20 protein-coding genes and 1 pseudogene are annotated in these 19,142 nt (G+C 67.0%); 13 read left to right on the top strand and 8 right to left on the bottom strand.

Annotated elements, in window-relative coordinates:
* The 3 genes from E1H18_RS24335 to E1H18_RS24325 are packed head-to-tail and all read left to right on the top strand — an operon-like array spanning position 1 to position 2,413.
* On the top strand, positions 1–246 hold the full coding sequence (locus tag E1H18_RS24335; protein WP_172274178.1) for a hypothetical protein: 246 nt from the start codon (positions 1–3) through the stop codon (positions 244–246).
* A 52-nt stretch (positions 247–298) separates the two neighbouring features.
* Positions 299–577: a DUF454 family protein gene (locus E1H18_RS24330; protein WP_172274175.1), complete on the top strand. Its 279-nt coding sequence runs from the start codon at positions 299–301 to the stop codon at positions 575–577.
* Positions 578–619: 42 nt separating this feature from the next.
* Positions 620–2,413: an ABC transporter ATP-binding protein gene (locus E1H18_RS24325; RefSeq protein WP_172274172.1), complete on the top strand. Its 1,794-nt coding sequence runs from the start codon at positions 620–622 to the stop codon at positions 2,411–2,413.
* On the opposite strand, the gene E1H18_RS24320 is transcribed toward E1H18_RS24325, so the two are convergent.
* Positions 2,394–4,139, bottom strand: coding sequence for a DUF4153 domain-containing protein (locus E1H18_RS24320; RefSeq protein WP_172274169.1), 1,746 nt, complete (start codon positions 4,137–4,139; stop codon positions 2,394–2,396). The genes E1H18_RS24325 and E1H18_RS24320 overlap by 20 nt on opposite strands.
* A gap of 80 nt (positions 4,140–4,219) precedes the next feature.
* Positions 4,220–4,981 (bottom strand): polyphosphate kinase 2, encoded by a 762-nt coding sequence (ppk2, locus tag E1H18_RS24315; protein ID WP_172274166.1) that lies wholly within the window; start codon positions 4,979–4,981, stop codon positions 4,220–4,222.
* A gap of 46 nt (positions 4,982–5,027) precedes the next feature.
* Here ppk2 and E1H18_RS24310 point away from each other — a divergent pair, with 46 nt between their 5' ends.
* The 3 genes from E1H18_RS24310 to E1H18_RS24300 all read left to right on the top strand — a co-directional run bounded on the left by E1H18_RS24310 (position 5,028) and on the right by E1H18_RS24300 (position 7,802).
* Entirely contained in the window at positions 5,028–5,744 is a 717-nt protein-coding gene (locus tag E1H18_RS24310) for a 16S rRNA (uracil(1498)-N(3))-methyltransferase (RefSeq protein WP_172274163.1), read from the top strand.
* Positions 5,745–5,879: 135 nt separating this feature from the next.
* The gene (locus E1H18_RS24305; RefSeq protein ID WP_172274160.1) at positions 5,880–7,241 is read left to right on the top strand and encodes a glutamate--cysteine ligase; all 1,362 of its coding nucleotides are present in this window, start codon (positions 5,880–5,882) and stop codon (positions 7,239–7,241) included.
* Positions 7,242–7,295: 54 nt separating this feature from the next.
* Positions 7,296–7,802 carry a molybdopterin-binding oxidoreductase gene (locus E1H18_RS24300; protein WP_172274157.1) on the top strand — a complete coding sequence of 169 codons (507 nt, stop codon included), beginning with the start codon at positions 7,296–7,298 and terminating at the stop codon, positions 7,800–7,802.
* Here E1H18_RS24300 and E1H18_RS24295 read toward each other — a convergent pair.
* Positions 7,799–7,945: a hypothetical protein gene (locus E1H18_RS24295; RefSeq protein WP_172274154.1), complete on the bottom strand. Its 147-nt coding sequence runs from the start codon at positions 7,943–7,945 to the stop codon at positions 7,799–7,801. The genes E1H18_RS24300 and E1H18_RS24295 overlap by 4 nt on opposite strands.
* A 96-nt stretch (positions 7,946–8,041) precedes the next feature.
* Positions 8,042–8,584 carry a DUF427 domain-containing protein gene (locus E1H18_RS24290; RefSeq protein ID WP_206679131.1) on the bottom strand — a complete coding sequence of 181 codons (543 nt, stop codon included), beginning with the start codon at positions 8,582–8,584 and terminating at the stop codon, positions 8,042–8,044.
* A gap of 101 nt (positions 8,585–8,685) precedes the next feature.
* On the opposite strand from E1H18_RS24290, the pseudogene E1H18_RS27445 reads away from it, so the two are divergent.
* Together E1H18_RS27445 and E1H18_RS24285 are read left to right on the top strand one after the other, a co-directional pair.
* Positions 8,686–8,762 (top strand): annotated as a pseudogene (locus E1H18_RS27445) (hypothetical protein); the annotation flags it as partial.
* A 43-nt stretch (positions 8,763–8,805) separates the two neighbouring features.
* Entirely contained in the window at positions 8,806–10,710 is a 1,905-nt protein-coding gene (locus tag E1H18_RS24285; protein WP_172274148.1) for a peptide MFS transporter, read from the top strand.
* A gap of 323 nt (positions 10,711–11,033) precedes the next feature.
* Here the strand turns inward: E1H18_RS24285 and tldD are convergent, their stop codons facing one another.
* From tldD to E1H18_RS24265, 4 genes are read right to left on the bottom strand one after another with little or no spacing between them, the layout of a single operon-like run.
* The gene (tldD, locus tag E1H18_RS24280; RefSeq protein ID WP_172274145.1) at positions 11,034–12,464 is read right to left on the bottom strand and encodes a metalloprotease TldD; all 1,431 of its coding nucleotides are present in this window, start codon (positions 12,462–12,464) and stop codon (positions 11,034–11,036) included.
* A gap of 50 nt (positions 12,465–12,514) precedes the next feature.
* Positions 12,515–13,330, bottom strand: a complete 816-nt coding sequence (locus E1H18_RS24275) for a GIN domain-containing protein (RefSeq protein ID WP_172274142.1) — start codon at positions 13,328–13,330, stop codon at positions 12,515–12,517.
* 20 nt (positions 13,331–13,350) lie between these two features.
* Positions 13,351–13,914 carry a DUF1700 domain-containing protein gene (locus tag E1H18_RS24270; protein ID WP_172274139.1) on the bottom strand — a complete coding sequence of 188 codons (564 nt, stop codon included), beginning with the start codon at positions 13,912–13,914 and terminating at the stop codon, positions 13,351–13,353.
* Positions 13,911–14,237, bottom strand: a complete 327-nt coding sequence (locus tag E1H18_RS24265) for a helix-turn-helix transcriptional regulator (RefSeq protein ID WP_172274136.1) — start codon at positions 14,235–14,237, stop codon at positions 13,911–13,913. The genes E1H18_RS24270 and E1H18_RS24265 overlap by 4 nt, the downstream gene beginning before the upstream one ends.
* A gap of 366 nt (positions 14,238–14,603) precedes the next feature.
* Between E1H18_RS24265 and coxB the strand changes: the two genes are divergently transcribed.
* From coxB to E1H18_RS24240, 5 genes are all read left to right on the top strand, one after another.
* Positions 14,604–15,548, top strand: coding sequence for a cytochrome c oxidase subunit II (gene coxB / locus E1H18_RS24260; RefSeq protein ID WP_172274133.1), 945 nt, complete (start codon positions 14,604–14,606; stop codon positions 15,546–15,548).
* 23 nt (positions 15,549–15,571) lie between these two features.
* On the top strand, positions 15,572–17,242 hold the full coding sequence (gene ctaD, locus E1H18_RS24255; RefSeq protein ID WP_172274130.1) for a cytochrome c oxidase subunit I: 1,671 nt from the start codon (positions 15,572–15,574) through the stop codon (positions 17,240–17,242).
* Between the two features lie 98 nt (positions 17,243–17,340).
* On the top strand, positions 17,341–18,345 hold the full coding sequence (gene cyoE, locus E1H18_RS24250) for a heme o synthase (RefSeq protein WP_172274127.1): 1,005 nt from the start codon (positions 17,341–17,343) through the stop codon (positions 18,343–18,345).
* A complete protein-coding gene (locus E1H18_RS24245) occupies positions 18,342–18,500 on the top strand; it encodes a hypothetical protein (protein ID WP_172274124.1) in 159 nt (52 codons plus the stop codon). The genes cyoE and E1H18_RS24245 overlap by 4 nt, the downstream gene beginning before the upstream one ends.
* Positions 18,481–19,137 carry a cytochrome c oxidase assembly protein gene (locus E1H18_RS24240; protein WP_172274121.1) on the top strand — a complete coding sequence of 219 codons (657 nt, stop codon included), beginning with the start codon at positions 18,481–18,483 and terminating at the stop codon, positions 19,135–19,137. The genes E1H18_RS24245 and E1H18_RS24240 overlap by 20 nt, the downstream gene beginning before the upstream one ends.
* Positions 19,138–19,142: the final 5 nt, after the last annotated feature.

Here is a 19,142-nt window from a genome sequence, read left to right as displayed (position 1 = left end):
ATGGCCACCGCCGCCCTTCGTGTCTCGGCTTGGAGCCTGCTGCTGGCCGGCGCGGGGGCGGGGATCGTCCTGCCTCACCCGGCGACCACCGCGCTGTGGACCGCCGCGGGCCGCCTGTTCGCGCGGGCCGGCGACCGGGCCATGGTCGCGCGCCTGACCTCGGCGACCAAGTTCGGGCCGCGCATCCGTCGCGGCCTGGAGCGCCAGCCGGCGCCGCCATTCGGAGACCTGGCGCCGGCGGCTTGATCAGGGTTGCTCCGGGGTTTGAACCCGCCCCGTGACGCGCTAACTCTTGCAAATGAGTCTCAAGCCTCGCCGCAAGCCGCGTCGCCGCCTGACCCGCGCCGAACGCTGGGCGCTGGACGGGCTGGGCGGCGCCTTGGTGGCGACCGGCGCAGTGGGCGTCGTCGTGCCGGGCATGCCGACCACCGTGTTCTGGATCGGGGCGGTGGTCTGCTTCCTCAAGACCCGTCCGCACACGGTGCGTCCGCTGCTGCGCACGCCGATCGTCGGGCCGGCGATCATCTGGTTTCTGCGCTGGCGACCGTTCGGCGGCGGTCGCAAGTCGCGCACCTGACGGGTCGCGCCGGCCGGCGAAAGCGCCTATCTAGCCCGCGCCATGACCGACATTCTCGACGATGAAGACGAAGCCGGGCCCCGCAAGCGCGCCCTGTCGAACCGCCAAGTGCTGGGCTTCGTCGCCCAGTTCTGGAAGCGGCGGCCGGTGCTGTTCGGCTTCGGCGTCGGACTGACCCTGGTGGCGGTGGCCTTCGACCTGGCCCTGCCCTACGCCTCCGGCTACCTCGTCGACACCGTCGCCAGCAAGCCGCGTGGCGACAGCGAGGCCTGGACGGCGCTGGGTCTGTTCGTCGGCGTCTATTTCGCCTTCGCGATCATCCGCAACATCGCCCACCGGTTCTGGATCCCGCTGGCGGCCCGGAACATGGAGGAGATGACCAACGAGGGCTTCGCCAAGGTGCAGGCCTTCTCGTCGGACTGGCACGCCGACAGCTTCGCCGGCGCGACGGTGCGCAAGCTGACCCGCGCCATGTGGGGCTATGACAGCGTCACCGACGCGGTCACGATCTGGCTGGGGCCGGGCATCATCGTGCTGGTCGGCCTGTCGTTCGCCATGCTGCTGCGCCAGCCGCTGGCCGGCGTCATCTCGCTGGTCGTGGTGGTCGCCTATCTGGGCGTCAACCTGTGGATCACCGAGCGCTATGTGCGCCCCAGCAATCTGCGGTCCAACGCCCTGGACTCCAGGATCGGCGGGGCTCTGGCCGACGCGGTGACCTCGAACCCGACCGTGAAGAGCTTCGGCGCCGAGCAGCGCGAGGGCGAGCGTCTGGCCGAGGTCACGGCCGCCTGGCGCGACGCGATCATGGTCACCTGGGTGCGCTTCACCAATGTATGGCTGGGCCAGAACCTGCTGCTGGTCGTGCTGCAGGCCGGCCTGACCGGGGCGATGGTCTGGGGCTGGGCCAAGGGCACGGCCACGCCCGGCGACGTCGCTTTCGCCATCACCGCCTTCATGCTGATGAGCGGCTATCTGCGGAACCTGGGCGAGAACATCCGCATGCTGCAGAAGGGCCTGGACGACGCCGAGGACGTGGCCGCGTGGACCACCCTGTCGCCGCAGATCGCCGATGCGCCTGGGGCCCCTGACTTCCTGCCCGCATCCGGCAGCATCGAGTTCCGCGACGTGACCTTCCGCTACAAGGCGGCGGGCGCGCCGCTGTACGACCATTTCAGCCTGAAGATCGCGCCTGGCGAGCGAGTGGCCCTCGTCGGCCCGACGGGCTCGGGCAAGTCGACCTTCGTCAAGCTGGTCCAGCGCCTGCACGACCTGCAGGACGGGACAATCCTGATCGATGGCCAGGACGTTTCCAAGGTCACTCAGACATCGCTGCGCCGGGCCATCGCGGTGGTGCCGCAGGATCCGGCCCTGTTCCACCGCACGCTCTGGGAAAACATCGCCTACGCCAAGCCGGACGCCACCCGCGAGGAGATCGAGGCGGCGGCCAAGAAGGCCCGCGCCCACGAGTTCATCCTGCGCCTGCCGAAAGGCTACGACACCCTGGTCGGAGAGCGCGGCGTCAAGCTGTCGGGCGGCGAGCGCCAGCGTGTGGCCATCGCTCGCGCCTTCCTGGCCGACGCGCCCATCCTGGTGATGGACGAGGCGACCTCGTCGCTGGACGTCGAGACCGAGGGCCTGGTCCAGGCCGCCGCCGAGGCGCTGATGGACGGCCGGACCACGATCGTCATCGCCCACCGCCTGTCGACGGTGCGCGGCGCCGACCGCATCCTGGTCTTCCAGAACGGTCAGGTCGTCGAGGAAGGTCGTCACGACCAGTTGGCGACGCAGGGCGGGGTCTATGCCCGCCTGAACGCGATCAGCGCGGGGATGGCGTAGCCACCCCGCAGCCTTTCGCCGCCGGGCGCAGCACTAGGCGCTGGTCGCCCAGCATCAAGTCGCGGCGGGCCTCCGGCTCGCCCATGCGGACCGTCCCGGCCTTCAGGGCCGCATCCAGGTCGACGCCCTCGCAGGACGTTGAGACGTCGGCCACCTTGCGCCATTCGCCATTGGCCAGCGACATGACGTCCAGCATGGCGCCGTTGGTCAGCAGCACCTCCTCGACGCCGTCGCCGTCGACATCCAGCAGCAGGGCCGAGCAGCGCATGCCGGCATAGCCGCAGACCGAGCCGGAATCGTTCTTGGTCCAGTCCTGATTGCGGAAGCTGTCGGGCAGGGTGCGGCCGGCGGGATAGACGGCGATCACGCCGCCTTCGGGGGCGTTCAGCGGGCGGAAGTCCTTGGCGGTCTGGGCCTGGGCCTTGCGGGCGCGCTCGGCGATGTCGGTGTTGCTGCTGGCCTTCAGCCGGGCCAGCCCGTCGCGACCATAGCGTCCGCTGTCGAAGCGCAGGAACTGGAAGTCGAACTTGTCGGGCGCGATCTTGCCGGTCTCCAGCCGCTTGACCTGACTGTTCACCGACAGGCGCGCGGGGTCGGCGATCGGGGTGAACAGGGCGATCAGCAGCAGGACCGAGACGGCGGCCATGATCAGGTTGGTGGGCTCCAGCGGCTTCATCCAGGGCGCCGGTTTCAAAGCGGCGAGGGTGTAGCCGACCGTGAAGCCGGCGGCGACGACCAGATAGGTGGAGGCCAGGACGCGGTCCGGGGTCAGGCCATACTGGTCGATCCGCAGCCACAGCGCATAGGCGGTCAGCACGACGATCGGGATCAGCAGCAGGCTGGCGATCCGCGCAGACCAGCGCAAAATCAGGTGCGGCGGCTCGACGCCATCCTGATAGGCGGCGTTGATCAGGATGATCAGGGCGGCGGCGGCCGACAGCAGCAGGGCCGCGGCGGCCTTGGTGCCCCACAGCGGGGCCAGGCCCGTGAACGGCAGGCTGGCCAGGAAGCCGCCGGCGATCACGACCATCAGCGGCAGCAGCCAGGCCAGCAGCACCAGGGCCACGGTGCGCACGCCGCGGACCAGGCCGGCGCGGGCCTCGGTCAGTTGCACGGCCATGTGCACGGCGGCGGCGAACATCAGGCCGGTGGCCGGGAAGGCGAAGGCGGTCTCGCCGATCAGCTTCTGGATGGCGTCGACGCCGATCAGCTTGAACAGCGCCCCGGCCAGGAACAGCAGCAGCCAGAACGCGCCGGTGAAGGCCAGGGACAGGAACAGGCGCACCGCATTGGTGCCCACCAGGTCGAAATAGTCCTCGTAGGGCGCGACCGGCTTAGAGACCGCCTCGGCCGGCTGGACCAGGTGGTGGGCGATGAAGAGGAGGGCCGCGACGGCGATGAACAGCGGCGGGGACAACGGTCCTGCGCCATAGCGTTCGGGTCCGGCGCCGGTCCAGGCGGCGTGGATGGCCAGGATCACGGCCAGGGCGGCGGCGATCAGGCTCCAGGCGATCAGAGCCTGGCGCCGCATGGCCGACAGCGCCGCCAGCGGGATCATCGGGACCATCAAGGCGCAGATCAGCAGCGGCGCGTACAGCATCGGCTGCGTCGCGGGCCAGGCCTTGGACTCGTCGGCCTTCTGTAGCAGGAACATCGCAATGCCCTGGGCCAGGCCGATCCCCAGGCGGGTGAAGGCGGTGGTCCGGGTCGTCTTGGTGTCGTCCATGCGAGGGCGCTTCTCCGTTTCGGGTACAGCACCACGCTCGCGCCCTGTCGGAAAGGGGCTTTTCGAACCGAGAAGCGGGTCTACCGCGCCAGCCGCCCGTCCTCCAGCGCCGCGGGCTCGAACGAGAAGATGACGCTCGGGTCCGGCTTGGCGACGCCCTTGACCAGCTTCTTGTCGCCGGCGGCGTGCAGCAGCCAGCGGATGACGTTGAGCCGGGCTTCCTTCTTGTGGTCGGCGCGCACGCAGATCCACGGGGCGACGTCGCTGTGGGTGCGCATCAGCATCTCGTCGCGGGCCTTGGTGTAGTCGTCCCACTTGTCCTGGGCGACCTTGTCCAGGTCGCTGGTCTTGAAGGCCTTCAGAGGATCATCGCGGCGGGCTTTGAGGCGCTCGGCCTGCTCGTCGCGGCTGATGTCGAGCCAGAACTTCACGTAGCGCAGGCCGTTCTCGACCAGCATCCGCTCGAAGGCCGGCACGTCGCGCAGGAACTGCTCCTGCTGCTCTGGCGTCGAGAAGCCCATCACCCGCTCGACCCCCGCCCGGTTGTACCAGGAGCGGTTGAACAGCACCGCCTCGCCGGCGGCCGGCAGGTAGTCGACATAGCGCTGGAAGTACCATTCGCTGCGTTCGCGCTCGTTCGGCTTAGGCAGGGCCACGACGGTGGTGGCGCGCTTGGACAGATGCTGGGTGACTCGGGCGATCGTGCCGTCCTTGCCGGCCGAGTCGCGGCCCTCGAAGACTGCCAGGATCTTCCAGTCGTCGGCGATGGCCTTCTTCTGCATCTCGATCAGGGCGAGCTGCAGCTGCATGAGTTCGTTTTCGTAGTCGTCGTGCTTGCTCATGACGTCAGCCTACCCCCGAAAAGAAGAGATGCGCTAGAAGGACGCCATGATCCGTCTCTTCGTTCCCAACGACCTCTCCGCCGGGGCCGGCGTCGTGCCCACCGTCGACCAATCGCGCTATCTGACTGCGGTCATGCGTCTGGCGGTAGGGGCCGAGCTTCTGCTGTTCAACGGCCGCGACGGCGAGTGGCGCGCCACCCTCATCGAGTCGACCAAGCGCGGCTGCCTGCTGAAGGCCGAGGACCAGACCCGTCCGATGGAGCTGGGGCCCGACCTCGATCTGATCATCGCCATGGTCAAGCGCAGCCGGGTCGAGACCATCGTCGAGAAGGCCGCCGAGCTGGGGGCGCGCAGAGTGCGGTTGGCGGTGACGCGGCGAACCAATGTCGACTTCGTCAAGCTGGGCCGCCTGGACGCCATCGCCATGGAAGCCGCTGAGCAGACCGGCCGTCTGGACGTGCCCGAGGTCGCCGACCCCGAGAAGCTGGACAAGATCCTGGACGCCTGGGACCCGGCTCGCCGCCTGGTGTTCTGCGACGAGGGCGGCGATGCGAAACCCGCGATCGAAGCGCTGGCCGGAACCGGCGGTCCGGCAGCCATCCTGATCGGTCCCGAAGGCGGGTTCGCGCCCGAGGAACGCGAGCGGCTGCGGGGGCTTTCCTTCGTCACGCCGGTGTCGCTGGGCCCGCGCATCCTGCGCGCCGACACCGCCGCGATCTCGGCGATGACCTTGTGGCAGGCCGCTGCAGGAGATTGGCGCTGAACATTATGCTCAAGGTCGCCCCTTGAGGTTCTGAAAGAAAACGCCCAACTGGGCGTGACATCGCGTTTCGCCGTCGGCGGAGGGACTTCGTTTCCATCCTCCCGCAGCATCATTCCCTGGGGAGGGGCGGCTTGCATGGCCGACACCGCTAGCGTTCAAGATCGTCAGCTGACGCTCGCCGATCTGACCGAATATTTCGCCCAGGGCAGCAAGCCCAAGGACGCCTTCCGCGTCGGCGCCGAGCACGAGAAGTTCGGCTTCTATCTCGGCTCGCACGAACCGGTCCCCTATGAGGGCGACAAGGGCATCTACGCCCTGCTGACGGGGCTTCAGCGCTTCGGCTGGAAGCCGGTCATGGAGGGCGAGGTCCTCATCGGCCTGGAGCGCAACGGCGCCAATGTCAGCCTGGAGCCGGGCGGCCAGTTCGAGCTGTCGGGCGCGCCGCTGGCGACCATGCACGACATCTGCGAGGAGACGGGTCAGCACCTGGACGAGGTCAAGACCGTCGCCGACGAACTGGGCCTGGGATTCACGGGCCTGGGCTTCTCGCCGCTGTGGACCCGGGAACAGGTGCCGATCATGCCCAAGGGCCGGTACGTGATCATGCGCAACTACATGCCCAAGGTCGGCAATCTCGGCCTCGACATGATGCTGCGCACCTGCACGGTGCAGGCCAATCTCGACTTCTCCAGCGAAGCGGACATGGTCGCCAAGTTCCGCATGAGCCTGGCCCTGCAGCCGATCGCTACGGCTTTGTTCGCCAATTCGCCGTTCACCGAGGGCAAGCCGAACGGCTTCCTCTCGGCGCGCGCCAACGTCTGGACCGACACCGACCCCAACCGCACGGGCCTGCTGGACTTCGTTTTCGAGGATGGCTTCGACTTCGAGCGCTACGCCCGCTACGCGCTGGACGTGCCGATGTACTTCGTCAAGCGCGGCGACAAATATATCGACGTCGCCGGTCGCAGCTTCCGTGACTTCATCGAGGGCAAGCTGCCCGAGCTGCCGGGCGAGATTGCCACGATGAAGGATTGGGCCGACCACACCACCACCGCCTTCCCGGAAGTTCGCCTCAAGACCTATCTGGAAATGCGCGGCGCCGATGCTGGTCCGTGGAGCCGCCTGTGCGCTCTGCCGGCCCTGTGGACCGGCGTGTTCTATGACGACGCGGCCCTGGCGGCGGCTTGGGACCTCTGCAAGGACTGGACGATCGAAGACCGTGAAGGCCTGCGCCGCGACGTGCCGCGCCTGGGCCTGAAGGCGCAGGTCGCCGGCCGCTCGGCGCAGGACGTGGCCAAGGACTTCGTGGCCATCGCCAAGTCTGGCCTGAAGGGCCGCGCCCACATGAACGGCGGCTTCCTGGACGAGACCATCTATCTGGGCGAGCTGGAGCAGATCGCCGACAGCGGGATCACTCCGGCCGAGAAGTTGCTGTCGCTGTACAATGGCGAGTGGCAGGGCGACATCGGCCGCGTCTTCACCGACTGCGCCTACTAGCGGGAAGCGGCAAAGACTGTCGTTATGGAGCTTCGCTTCATAACGAGTCGATCAATGCGCCTTCTTTCGTCCCTCGTCGCGCTGGCGCTGCTGGCGTCTCCAGTCGCCGCCCAAACCCTGGTTCTGACCGGGCCCGCGGGGCAGTCGGTGACGCTGAGCGCCGCCGACATCGCCGCCCTGCCGCGCCAGACGGTGACCTTCGCCGGCCATGGCGAATCGCATGTCTATGAAGGCCCGCTGCTGATCGACGTCCTGGCCAAGGCGGGGGCGCCGACGGGCCAGGCGCTGCGCGGTCCGGCCCTGGCCAATGTGGTGCTGGTCGAGGCCGGCGACGGCTACAAGGTCGCCTTCGGCCTGGCCGAGGCGGATCCAGGCACGCGCGCCAATCGCATGATCCTGGCCGACAAGGCCGACGGCGCGCCGATGGGCGAGGGGCAGGGACCGTTCCGTCTGATCGTCGAGGGCGACCTGCGCCCAGCGCGCGGCGCGCGCATGGTGTCCGCCATCAAGGTGATCAATCTCGGCGGCGGGAGCGTTGGCGCTCCCGCACACAAGCACTAGAAGATCGCTCTCGCGGCGGCGATCAGGCCTGCCCACAGGCCGATCGCCGCGGCCAGGGCGAACAGCCGACCCCAGGCAAGCTTGCGCTGCGGGTGAATCGTCGCGTGAACAGCGTCCGTCCGGTGGTAGGTGACGTAGGCCATGATTTCCTCCGCGCCCCTCTGCCGGGAGCTGAACCTCATGGTCACGCTCCCATCGGTTAAGGCGGGCTTAAGCCCGGCTCCCCTCCTGAAAATCCGTTAGATCGCGCCAACGCCCTTGTAAGGCTGGTCCACGGACGGCGTGTCGATCTCGTGCTCGGTGCGCTCCGGATCGGGCATCGACACATTGGGCTGCCAATGCGGGGCTTGGCTGCTGCCCGAGCCGCTGTCGGTGTGGCGGACGATCTCGTCCACGTCGCGCGCTTCCGTTTGAGCCGCGGTCAGCGCGCCCAGCTGGAACTCGACGTGCTCGGGATAGAAGGCCACCCGTTCCTTGATCCGGTCGACCGCTGCGAACGGCGTCTCGTAGGACCACACCGCATCCTCGATCACCTGAGCGTCGCGATAGATGGTGAAGTACGCGGCGTCGCCCTTGTAGGGGCAGTGGCTGGTCTTGTCGGTGCGGCGCAGGAACAGCATCTGCACGTCCTGGCGCGGGAAGTAGTAGACCGGCGGATAGCTGGCCTCCTGCAGCACCAGGACATCATCGCTGTCGGCGATCTCGTGGCCTTCGAACAGCACCCGCACCGTGGTCGGGGCGCGGCTGATCGTGATCGGATGGCTTTCGTCGGGAATCTTCATCGGGCGCTTCCGCATGAAAGGGTTCGTGAGGGAAACGCACGAAATCGCCGCAAAGCTTCAATCCAGGCTCGCAAAGGGGTGAAAGTTCGCCAAGCGATCGGCAAGCCGTTGCTTGTGAAACCATCCGCTGCGTGATCTTCTCCCCGCCAATTGGGGGAGGCGAGGGCGATTTGACCGGGGGGTCTTTGTCCGGCCAACTCGTCACGTTTCAAGGCTCGCGTATGAATATCGTCATCGCCGGGGGCATCCTGGTCACGCTCGTGACCGGCATTCCTGTTCTCGTGCAGCTACTGAAAGGCCATCCGCGCGGCCTGATCATCTGTTTCCTGGCCGAGATGTGGGAGCGCTTCTCCTACTACGGCATGCGGGCGCTGCTGATCTTCTACCTGACCCAGCACTTCCTGTTCGATCCGAAGGCGGCTAGCGGCCACTACGGCTCCTACACCTCGCTGGTCTATATCGTGCCCCTGCTGGGCGGCTTCCTGGCCGACCGCTATCTGGGCACTCGCAAGGCGGTGGCGTTCGGCGCCCTGCTCCTGGTGGCCGGACACCTGGCCATGGCGGTCGAGGGCAAGCCCGCGGTCCAGACGCTGGCCTATGGCGGCCAGGTCTATGAGTTCCAGTCGGAAGGCCGAGGCGAGGCGCGCACCGCCAAGCTGGTCGTCGCCGGCAAGCCCTACGAGGTCACCGCGACCCCGAAGGGCGACTTCGCGATCAAGGATCTGCCCGCCGCCGCGCCGCTGCCGGCCGTTCTGCCCAAGGGCGAGTACAAGCTGGACGTTACCGGTCGCGAGCCGCTGTATCTGAACATCTTCTGGCTGGCCCTCTCGCTGATCATCGTCGGCGTAGGCTTCATGAAGTCGAACGTCGCGGCCCTCGTCGGCCAGCTATATCCGCAGGGCGATCCGCGGCGCGATCCCGGCTTCACCCTCTACTACTACGGCATCAATCTGGGCTCGTTCTGGGCGTCGATCCTGTGCGGCATCCTCGGCGTCAATTTCGGATGGTGGGCCGGCTTCGGCGCGGCCGGCCTGGGCATGCTGGCCGGCTTCGTGATCTTCGTGCTGGGCAAGCCCTGGCTGCTGGGCAAGGGCGAGCCGCCGGCGAACGCCAAGCTGAAGGAGAAGGTGGCCGGCCCTGTCACCCGCGAAGTGCTGATCTACGGCGTCTCGCTGCTGGCCGTGCTGGCGGTGTTCCTGGTCGTGCAGCGCACGCCAGTGGTCAATGTCACCCTGCTGGCCGGCATGTTCGGCTCGCTGGGCTACATCCTGTGGTTCGCCTTCGCCAAGTGCGAGAAGGTTGAGCGTGAACGCCTGCTGCTGGCCACGGTGCTGGTGCTGGGCGCGGTGGTGTTCTGGACCCTGTTCGAACAGGCCGGTTCGTCGCTGAACCTGTTCGCGGCGACCAATGTCGATCTGAAGCTGCTGTCCAAGCCGGTCGAATGGTTCGGCGGTTCGGTGGTGCTGGGCGCGCCCGGCCAGCTGGCCGCAGCCGGAATTTCCACGGCGGGCAAGTTCTGGATCAACACCGACTTCAACGCCGCCCAGACCCAGGCCATCAACGCCGGCTGGATCCTGATCTTCGCCCCGGTCTTCGCCGCCCTGTGGACTGTGCTGACCGCGCGCGGCAGGAACCCCAACCCAATGATCAAGTTCGGCCTCTCGCTGATCCAGGTCGGGGCTGGCTTCCTGATCCTGCTGGTCGGGGCCCAGTTCGCCGACGGCGCCTTCAAGATGCCGCTGGTCTTCCTGGTGCTGATGTACATGCTGCACACCACCGGCGAGATGTGCATGTCGCCTGTGGGCCTGTCGCAGATGACCAAGCTGTCGCCGCTGCAGATGGTCTCGTTCGTGATGGCCGTCTGGTACATGGCCCTGGCCATGGCCAACCTGTTCGGCAGCTGGATCGCCGCCATCGCCTCGACCGAGACCATCGGCGGCCAGGTCCTGGATCCCGCCGCCGCCATGGCTCAGTCGTTGCTGGTCTTCAAGGTGATCGGCCTGGCCGCCATCGGCCTGGGCGTGCTGTTCCTGGCGCTGTCGCCGATCCTCAAGAAGTGGTCGCACGGCGCGGACGACACCGACGCCAAGCTGGTCGCCGATCCCAGCGTTTCGGGGCAGGCTTAAAGGATCGAAGGACCCCGGCGCTCACCGGGGTCCTCCACCGAGGCGCAGAGGGGCCGCGCCTCACCTTCGGGTGGACCGGCCTTCGTGACGGCTCAAGTCATGAAGGCCGTTTCCGCTCCAACCCGAAGTCCGCGCACCGTGCGTGCGGCGACGCTTCGGGGACAGTTACAAGCGCGAAAGGTGGATTAAACCTGAGACAGGTTGGGGAGCGCCGTGCGTCCTTCGAGGCGCGCTCAGGAGCGCGCACCTCAGGATGAGGTCGCTAGTGCAACGAGTTCCTCATCCTGAGGCGCCCGCGTAGTGGGCCTCGAAGGACGCAGGGATTAAACCGCCGTGCCGCCCACGGTCAGCCCGGTGATCTTCAGGCTCGGCTGGCCCACGCCCACCGGGACGCCCTGGCCGGACTTGCCGCACACGCCGATGCCGGGGTCGAAGTCGAAGTCGTTGCCGATCATGGTCACGCGGGTCAGGGCGCTGGGGCCGTCGCCGATCAGGGTGGCGCCCTTGACCGGGGCGGTGATCTTGCCGTCCTCGACCAGATAGGCCTCGGTGCACTGGAAGACGAACTTGCCGTTGGTGATGTCGACCTGGCCGCCGCCGAAATTGGCGCAGTAGAGGCCACGCTTCAGCGAGGCGATCATCTCCTGCGGATCGTCATTGCCGGCCAGCATGCCGGTGTTGGTCATGCGCGGCATCGGCATGTGAGCGTAGGACTGGCGGCGGCCGTTGCCGGTGGCTTTCATACCCATCAGGCGGGCCGACATGCGGTCGTGCATGTAGCCCACCAGGATGCCATCCTCGATCAGCACGGTGCGTTCGGTGGGCGTGCCTTCGTCATCGACGGTCAGCGAGCCGCGGCGGCCGGCCAGCGAGCCGTCATCGAACACAGTGACGCCCTTGGCGGCCACACGTTCGCCGATGCGGCCGGAGAAGGCCGAAATGCCCTTGCGGTTGAAGTCGCCTTCCAGGCCGTGGCCGACGGCCTCGTGCAGCAGCACGCCGTTCCAGCCCGGGCCCAGGACCACGTCCATCTCGCCGGCGGGACAGGCGACGGCGTCGAGATTGACCAGCGCCATGCGCAGGGCCTCGTCGACCTGACCCTGCCACTTGTCGGGGCTGATCCAGGCTGAGAAGCCGGCGCGGCCGCCGGCGCCGGAATTGCCGGTCTCGCGGCGGCCATCCTTCTCGACGGTGACCTGGACATTGACCCGCACCAGCGGACGCACGTCGCGGATCAGCTTGCCGTCGGCCCGCAGGATCTCGACCACGCGGCGCTCGCCGGCCATCGAGGCCATGACCTGGACGACGCGCGGGTCGCGGGCGCGAGCGAAGGCGTCGATTTCCTGGAGCAGGCTGACCTTGTCGGAGAAGTCGGGGGCGCTGACCGGATTGTCTTCGCCATAGAGCTTTTCGTTGGTCGAGCGGGGACCTTCCGCCGAGACGCCGGCGTAGCCGCGCTTGGCCAGCCTGGCCGAATCGGCGGCGCGGCCGATGGCGGCCTCGGAAATCTCGGCGGCATGGGCGTAGCCGGCCGTCTCGCCGGCCACCACGCGCAGGCCGAAACCCTCGCCCGAATCGTAGGAGGCGCTCTTGAGGCGTCCGTCGTCGAAGACGAAGGCCTCGCTCTCGGAGCGTTCGAGGAACAACTCGCCGTCGTCGGCGCCGGCCAGGGCCTCGCCCAGGATCGCCTGGGCGCGTTCACGATCGACGCCGGCGGCGTCCAGCAGGGAAGGAGCGGAGATGGGAGCGTTCATAAGCCTACAGGTAGGCGTTCCGAACGCGTCCGTCACCCCGCCCCTTTGTCTCAGTATTCCCGGCGGATCTCGCCGGAGCCGCTGATCTCGCTGTTCACCGTCTTGGGTTCGGTGCGCAGCTCCAGGTCGCCGCTGCCGGAGATGTCGATCCGGGCGAGGGTCGTGGCGAAGAGCGCGCCGCCGCCGCTGCCGGAGATGTCAGCGACTGCGGTCTTGGCCTTCAGGTCGCCGAGGTTGGCGTAGCCGGACCCGGAATTGTCGATCGCCACGGCGTCGGTTCGGCCCGAGGCCTCGACGTCGCCGCTGCCGCTGACCGACACCGCGAAGGACGGGTGGTCGTACTTGCGGATGTCGAGATCGCCGGAGCCGCGCACGTCGAACTTGGTCACGTCCGGGGCGATGACCGTGATCTTCACCCGGTCGGAGTCGCTCTGGATGTGCACGCCCAGGGCGCTGATGGTGACGCTGTCGTGGTCGGCGCCGTCATTGTCGTCCAGGCTGATATGGCCGCCGTCGACGCGGAGGCGGTCGATATAGGCCTTGGGGCCCGAGGCGACGATCTTGGCTTCGGCGCCCTGGACGAAGACGACGTCGACCGGCAGGTCGATGCGCAGCTCGTCCTTGCCCGTCCAGGCGAAGGTGCGGTCGATGCTGGGCGCGATGCGGCGACCTGGCCCCACGTGGCTGCCGCTGGCGCGGAACACCTTGCCGTTCTCCCGGACGACGATGGTGTCGCCCTCGTTCAGCGGGAAGGTCCAGCCGTTCTTGAGGATCTCGGGGCCGGCGATGGCCGCCACCCCGGCGAAGCAGCCGATGGCGAGCGCAAAGCTGGCCCCGGCGACGATGAGCGAATTGCGGATCAACATGGTGTCCCCTCCTTGTCCCGCTAAGCTTGGTCCATGGCCGGCTTCAGAAGCCGGAAGTGAAGGCGGGCGTACCAGACGACCGCGTTGAAGACGCCGACCGTGACGATGGTCAGCAGGGCGCCCAGGCAAGTCGCCATGCCCATCAGGCCGATGCCGCTCAGGAAAGCGGTGATCGGGCCGCCGGGCGGTCCCGTCAGCGGGCCGACGGCGAAGACGAAGCCGCCGGCGACGAAGATCGCCACCACGGCGAACAGCAGCCCGACCAGCGAAGCCAGCACCCCCATCAGCAGGGGCAGCAGGAACATGATGTCCAGCGCCCCCAGGCCCAGCAGGGCGATGACGGCGGCCAGGGCGTTGGAGGGGTTCTTGCGTTCCTCCCATTGCTTGAGGCCGTTCTCGGCGCGCAGTTCGCGGGCCAGGCGATCGGGATCGCCCAGGGCGGCGGCCACCTCGGCTTCGCTGCGGCCAGCGGCCTCGGCGTCGGCGAAGTGGGCTTCGTGGTCGGCGACGATGTCGGCGATCGTGGTCACCGGCAGGCCGGCGAGACCCCGACGCAGGCGGGTCATGAACTCGGCGCGGGTCATGCGGCGGCTCCCACGATGGCGTTGACGGCGTTCGAGAACGTCGCCCATTCGGCCTTCTGCTGCTCGAAGCTGCGACGGCCAGCGGCCGTCAGGCGATAATACTTGCGCGGCGGCCCGCTCTGGCTCTCGACCAGATAGGTTTCCACCAGTCCATCCGACTGCATGCGGCGCATCAGCGGATAGATCGTCCCTTCCCCCATATCGATGTCCTTCGTCAGCCTGCTGGCGATCTCGTAGGCGTAGTTGTCGGCGTGCGAGAGCAGGGCCAGCACGCACAGCGCCAGCACGCCTTTCTTCAATTGGATTTCAATGGCTTCCGGCACGTCGTCCTCGCCTCCTTGGATGCTCTCTTCTACCGCCAGGTACTGAGCATCACAAGGTACCTTGCCATGAACAATACGTAATGATGCGGAAATTGAGGAAAGCCGTTGCGGCGCAGGTTTTTCGGGGGCTTGAGGCGGGGCGCGCCAATCCCATGCTCAGAGCGTGGTCTCTGGTGCTTGGCAACCGGGGACGATGCGCGTATGCAGCCCCGTGGATCGGCCTCTTGGGGCGGGCTGGGCGTCGACGCGTGTCCTTTTGGACCTTGTCGGTCGTGGCTCCCGCCATCATCGGGGTCGTAATAAGCAAGTCGGCGCGCTGTGACATTGATCGATGTCAAAACGCCGCCGAAACGGGCCGTGAGGGATATGAAGGCGCAATTTTCGGGGATTCGGCGGGTCTTGACGGGCGCCAGCGCGCTCGCCGCCAGTGTCGTTTTCGCGGGGCACGCCCTCGCCGAAGATCTGATGGGCCAACCCACGCCGGGGGCCATCGACCTGCAACCCGCCGCGTCGGAGCTGAAGCACCACGCGATCTGGTTCCACAACATCATCCTGCTGCCGATCATCACGGCCATCACCTTGCTGGTGCTGGGCCTGCTGATCTGGATTGCGGTGCGCTACAACAAGAAGGCGAACCCGGTTCCGGCCAAGTTCAGCCACAACACCACGATCGAGATCATCTGGACCCTGGTCCCGGTGCTGATCCTGATGGTCATCGCCATCTTCTCGTTCCGGCTGCTGTTCCACTACAACGACATGCCCAAGCCCTACATGACCGTGAAGGCCACGGGCTATCAGTGGTACTGGGGCTACGAATATCCTGACCAGAAGGTCAGCGAGATCGTGTCGCTGCCGCTGACCAAGGAACAGGCCGACGCCAAGAAGGTCCCGTACCTGCTGGCCGCCGACAACGCGATGGTCGTCCCTGTGAACCAGGTCGTCCGCGTGCAGGTCACCGGCGCCGACGTCATCCACGCCTTCGCCCTGCCGGCCTTCGGTCTGAAGATCGACGCCATCCCGGGCCGCCTGAACGAAACCTGGTTCAAGGCCGAGAAGACCGGCGTGTTCTACGGTCAGTGCTCGGAACTGTGCGGCGTCGACCACGCCAACATGCCGATCGAGATCCAGGTCGTGACGCAGGCGCAGTTCGACGCCTGGGTCGCTTCCAAGACCGCTCCGCCGGCTCCGGCCGCCGCGCCGGCCGCTCCTGCTGATGCAGGCGCCGCCGCTGCTGCTGCGACCCCCGCCTCGGCTCCGGCCGCCGCTCCCGCTTCCGTCCCGGCCGCGGCTCCCGCCGCGCCGGCGGCCTAAGATACCTGTAGGATAGAAGTCCGATGGCTCACGCCGCAGACACTCACCATACGGACGGCGCCCACGACGGGCATGACGCCGACCACAAGCCGCCCTTCTTCGCCCGCTGGTTCTTCTCGACGAACCACAAGGACATCGGCACCCTTTACCTGCTGTTCGCCATCATGGCGGGCCTGGTCGGCGGCGCCCTGTCGGGCCTGATCCGCTGGGAACTGATGGAGCCGGGCATCCAGGTGTTCTCGGACACCGGCCTGCTGGCTCAGATGGGCCTGTTCAAGGGCAAGCACGGCTATAACGCCGTGGTCACCGCCCACGCCCTGATCATGATCTTCTTCATGGTCATGCCCGCCATGATCGGCGGCTTCGGCAACTGGTTCGTTCCGATCATGATCGGCGCGCCGGACATGGCCTTCCCGCGGATGAACAACATCTCGTTCTGGCTGCTGATCGCCGCCTGGATCCTGCTCTGCCTGTCGATGTTCGTCGACGGTGGCCCGGGCCATGGCTTCGGCGGCGGCTGGACGATCTATCCGCCCCTGTCGACCATCGGTCACAAGGGTCCGGCCATGGACCTGGCGATCCTGTCGCTCCACCTGGCCGGCGCTTCGTCGATCCTGGGCGCGATCAACTTCATCACCACGATCTTCAACATGCGCGCGCCGGGCATGACCCTGCACCGCATGCCGCTGTTCGCCTGGTCGGTGCTGATCACCGCCTTCCTGCTGCTGCTGTCGCTGCCCGTGCTGGCCGGCGCCATCACCATGCTGCTGACCGACCGCAACTTCGGCACTCACTTCTTCGATCCGGCCGCCGGCGGCGACCCCGTCATGTTCCAGCACCTGTTCTGGTTCTTCGGTCACCCGGAAGTGTACATCCTGATCCTGCCCGGGTTCGGCATCATCAGCCACATCGTCTCGACCTTCTCCAAGAAACCGGTCTTCGGCTACTTGGCGATGGCCTACGCCATGGTCGCCATCGGCTTCGTCGGCTTCGTCGTGTGGGCTCACCACATGTACACCGTCGGCATGAGCATCAACCTGCGCGCCTACTTCGTGGCCGCCACGATGATCATCGCCGTCCCGACGGGCGTGAAGATCTTCAGCTGGATCGCCACGATGTGGGGCGGTTCGATCAGCTTCAAGACCCCCATGCTGTGGGCGATCGGCTTCATCTTCCTGTTCACGGTCGGCGGCGTCACCGGCGTCGTCCTGTCGAACGCCGGCATCGACTACAGCCTGCACGACACCTACTACGTCGTGGCGCACTTCCACTACGTGCTGTCGCTGGGCGCCGTCTTCGCCATCTTCGCGGGCTTCTACTACTGGTTCGAGAAGATGTTCGGCATCAAGTACAACGAGTTCCTCGGCGCCGCCCACTTCTGGGTGATGTTCGTCGGCGTGAACCTGGTGTTCTTCCCGCAGCACTTCCTGGGTCTGCAGGGCATGCCGCGCCGCTACATCGACTATCCGGAAGCCTTCACGAAGTGGAACTACGTCTCGTCGGTCGGTTACATGATCACCGTCGTCGGCGTGGGCATCTTCCTCCTGATGCTGCTGGAAGCCGTCATCCGTCGCCGCAAGGGTGAAGCCAATCCGTGGGGCGAAGGCGCCACCACCCTGGAATGGACCCTGTCGTCGCCGCCGCCGTTCCACCAATTCAGCGAACCGCCGGTGATCAAGGAAGACAGCCACTAAGCTGTTGACCTAATTACGCTAAACGGGGGCGCGGCCAGGATCCTTAAGGGTCTGGGCCGCGCCCTTCGCCCATTAAAGACCGCTATATTTCAATCACCATGTCGAAGACCGCCGCCATGACTCCGGACACCGTTTCGGACACGACCGAAACCGCGCGCTGGCAGGATTACTTCCAGCTGATGAAGCCGCGCGTGATGTCGCTGGTGGTGTTCACCGGCCTGACCGGCCTGCTGGCCGCCCGTGCGCCGATCCACCCCGTGCTGGGCGCGATCGCCGTTCTCTGCATCGCCGTCGGGGCCGGGGCCTCGGGCGCGCTGAACATGTGGTACGACGCCGATATCGACCAGCAGATGCGCCGCACCCGCGGCCGTCCCGTCCCGGCCGGCAAGGTCAAGGGCGAGGAGGCGGCCACCCTCGGCGTCGTGCTCAGCCTGCTGTCAGTGATGTTCCTCGGCTTCGCCATCAACTGGTTCGCCGCGGGCCTGCTGGCCTTCACCATCGTCTTCTACGCCGTCGTCTACACGATGTGGCTGAAGCGCTGGACGGCGCAGAACATCGTCATCGGCGGTCTGGCCGGAGCCCTGCCGCCCGCGATCGGCTGGGCTGCCGCCACGGGCTCGGCCCCGCTGAACGCCTGGCTGATGGTCGCCATCATCTTCTTCTGGACGCCGCCGCACTTCTGGGCGCTGTCGCTGTACGTCACCACCGACTATGCCAAGGCCGGCGTGCCGATGCTGCCGGTGGTCAAGGGCGCGCGCGAGACCCGCAAGCAGATCCTGATCTACAGCCTGATCTTCACCCCTATCTGCCTGATCCCGGCCTTCACCGGCCTGGGCGGTCCGCTGTACCTGGCCGTCGCGGCCCTGGGCGATCTGGTGTTCCTGGTCCTGGCCTGGCGAGTCTTCGTCAGCAAGGCGGGCGACGCGGCCGATCCGCGCCTGGCCGACCGGGCCCTGTACGACGTCTCCGAAGACGAGAAGGCCGCGGGGGCCAAGGCCGCCCGTAACCTGTTCGCCTTCTCGATCCTCTATCTGTTCGCCCTGTTCGCCGCCCTGTTGGGCGAGGCCGTGGTGGGGCTGCAGGCGCTGGAGCTGCTGAAGTGAACCAACCGCTCGACACCAAGGACGCCCAAGAGGCGGCCAAGAAGGCCCGCAATGGCCGCAACCTGGCCCTGGCCCTGGGCCTGGTCACCTTCGTCATCCTGGTGTTCGTGGTCACCCTGGTGAGGCTCGCCGGCAATGTTCACCCGCACGCCTAAGGCCCCGAAGGGCCCGGAGACCGCGCAGGAAGCCATGGCCCGCCGAAACGGCCGGGTGGCGCTGATCTGCGGCGCGGCCTTCTTCGGCATGGTCGGCGCGGCCTATGCGGCCGTACCGCTGTACAAGCTGTTCTGCCAGGTCACCGGCTTCGACGGCACGGTCCGCAAGGCCGAGGCCGCTCCGACCACGATCCTGGATCGCAAGATCACCGTCCGATTCGACGCCAACCTGCGCGACCTGCCCTGGACCTTCCAGACCCTGCAGGCCAGCCAGGACCTGCGCATCGGCGAGACGGGCCTGGCCTTCTTCAAGGTCAGCAATCCCACCGACAAGCCGATCACCGGCCGCGCGCTCTACAACGTCGTGCCGGAATCGGCGGGGCCGTACTTCCAGAAACTGGAATGCTTCTGCTTCACCAGCCAGACGATCCAGCCCCACCAGACGGTGGAATTCCCGATCGTCTACTTTGTGGATCCGAAGTTCGTCGACGATCCCGAGACCAAGGGCAAGAACGAGATCACGCTCAGCTACACGTTCTTCCCGGCGGTCGAAGGCGACAAAAACGACAAGGTGGCGGCGGCGACCTCGCCTCGCATCGTGGAACCTCTTGGCGGCACGCCGTCGAGAGGGCTATAGCGTTC

The sequence above is a fragment of the Caulobacter sp. RHG1 genome (genome assembly GCF_013181195.1).
Classification (GTDB): Bacteria; Pseudomonadota; Alphaproteobacteria; order Caulobacterales; family Caulobacteraceae; genus Caulobacter.
Note: the sequence above shows the minus strand (reverse complement) of the source record. Positions and strands in the feature narration are given on the sequence as shown.

Excerpts from the sequence above, each read along its gene's own strand:
- E1H18_RS24275 (WP_172274142.1), bottom strand. The coding sequence starts at position 13,330 with ATGTTGATCCGCAATTCGCTCATCGTCGCCGGGGCCAGCTTTGCGCTC.
- E1H18_RS24335 (WP_172274178.1), top strand. The coding sequence starts at position 1 with ATGGCCACCGCCGCCCTTCGTGTCTCGGCTTGGAGCCTGCTGCTGGCC.
- cyoE (WP_172274127.1), top strand. The coding sequence starts at position 17,341 with ATGTCGAAGACCGCCGCCATGACTCCGGACACCGTTTCGGACACGACC.
- ctaD (WP_172274130.1), top strand. The coding sequence starts at position 15,572 with ATGGCTCACGCCGCAGACACTCACCATACGGACGGCGCCCACGACGGG.
- E1H18_RS24310 (WP_172274163.1), top strand. The coding sequence starts at position 5,028 with ATGATCCGTCTCTTCGTTCCCAACGACCTCTCCGCCGGGGCCGGCGTC.
- ppk2 (WP_172274166.1), bottom strand. The coding sequence starts at position 4,981 with ATGAGCAAGCACGACGACTACGAAAACGAACTCATGCAGCTGCAGCTC.
- tldD (WP_172274145.1), bottom strand. The coding sequence starts at position 12,464 with ATGAACGCTCCCATCTCCGCTCCTTCCCTGCTGGACGCCGCCGGCGTC.
- E1H18_RS24300 (WP_172274157.1), top strand. The coding sequence starts at position 7,296 with ATGCGCCTTCTTTCGTCCCTCGTCGCGCTGGCGCTGCTGGCGTCTCCA.
- E1H18_RS24240 (WP_172274121.1), top strand. The coding sequence starts at position 18,481 with ATGTTCACCCGCACGCCTAAGGCCCCGAAGGGCCCGGAGACCGCGCAG.
- E1H18_RS24270 (WP_172274139.1), bottom strand. The coding sequence starts at position 13,914 with ATGACCCGCGCCGAGTTCATGACCCGCCTGCGTCGGGGTCTCGCCGGC.
- E1H18_RS24320 (WP_172274169.1), bottom strand. The coding sequence starts at position 4,139 with ATGGACGACACCAAGACGACCCGGACCACCGCCTTCACCCGCCTGGGG.
- E1H18_RS24330 (WP_172274175.1), top strand. The coding sequence starts at position 299 with ATGAGTCTCAAGCCTCGCCGCAAGCCGCGTCGCCGCCTGACCCGCGCC.
- E1H18_RS24295 (WP_172274154.1), bottom strand. The coding sequence starts at position 7,945 with ATGGCCTACGTCACCTACCACCGGACGGACGCTGTTCACGCGACGATT.
- coxB (WP_172274133.1), top strand. The coding sequence starts at position 14,604 with ATGAAGGCGCAATTTTCGGGGATTCGGCGGGTCTTGACGGGCGCCAGC.
- E1H18_RS24290 (WP_206679131.1), bottom strand. The coding sequence starts at position 8,584 with ATGAAGATTCCCGACGAAAGCCATCCGATCACGATCAGCCGCGCCCCG.
- E1H18_RS24325 (WP_172274172.1), top strand. The coding sequence starts at position 620 with ATGACCGACATTCTCGACGATGAAGACGAAGCCGGGCCCCGCAAGCGC.
- E1H18_RS24285 (WP_172274148.1), top strand. The coding sequence starts at position 8,806 with ATGAATATCGTCATCGCCGGGGGCATCCTGGTCACGCTCGTGACCGGC.
- E1H18_RS24305 (WP_172274160.1), top strand. The coding sequence starts at position 5,880 with ATGGCCGACACCGCTAGCGTTCAAGATCGTCAGCTGACGCTCGCCGAT.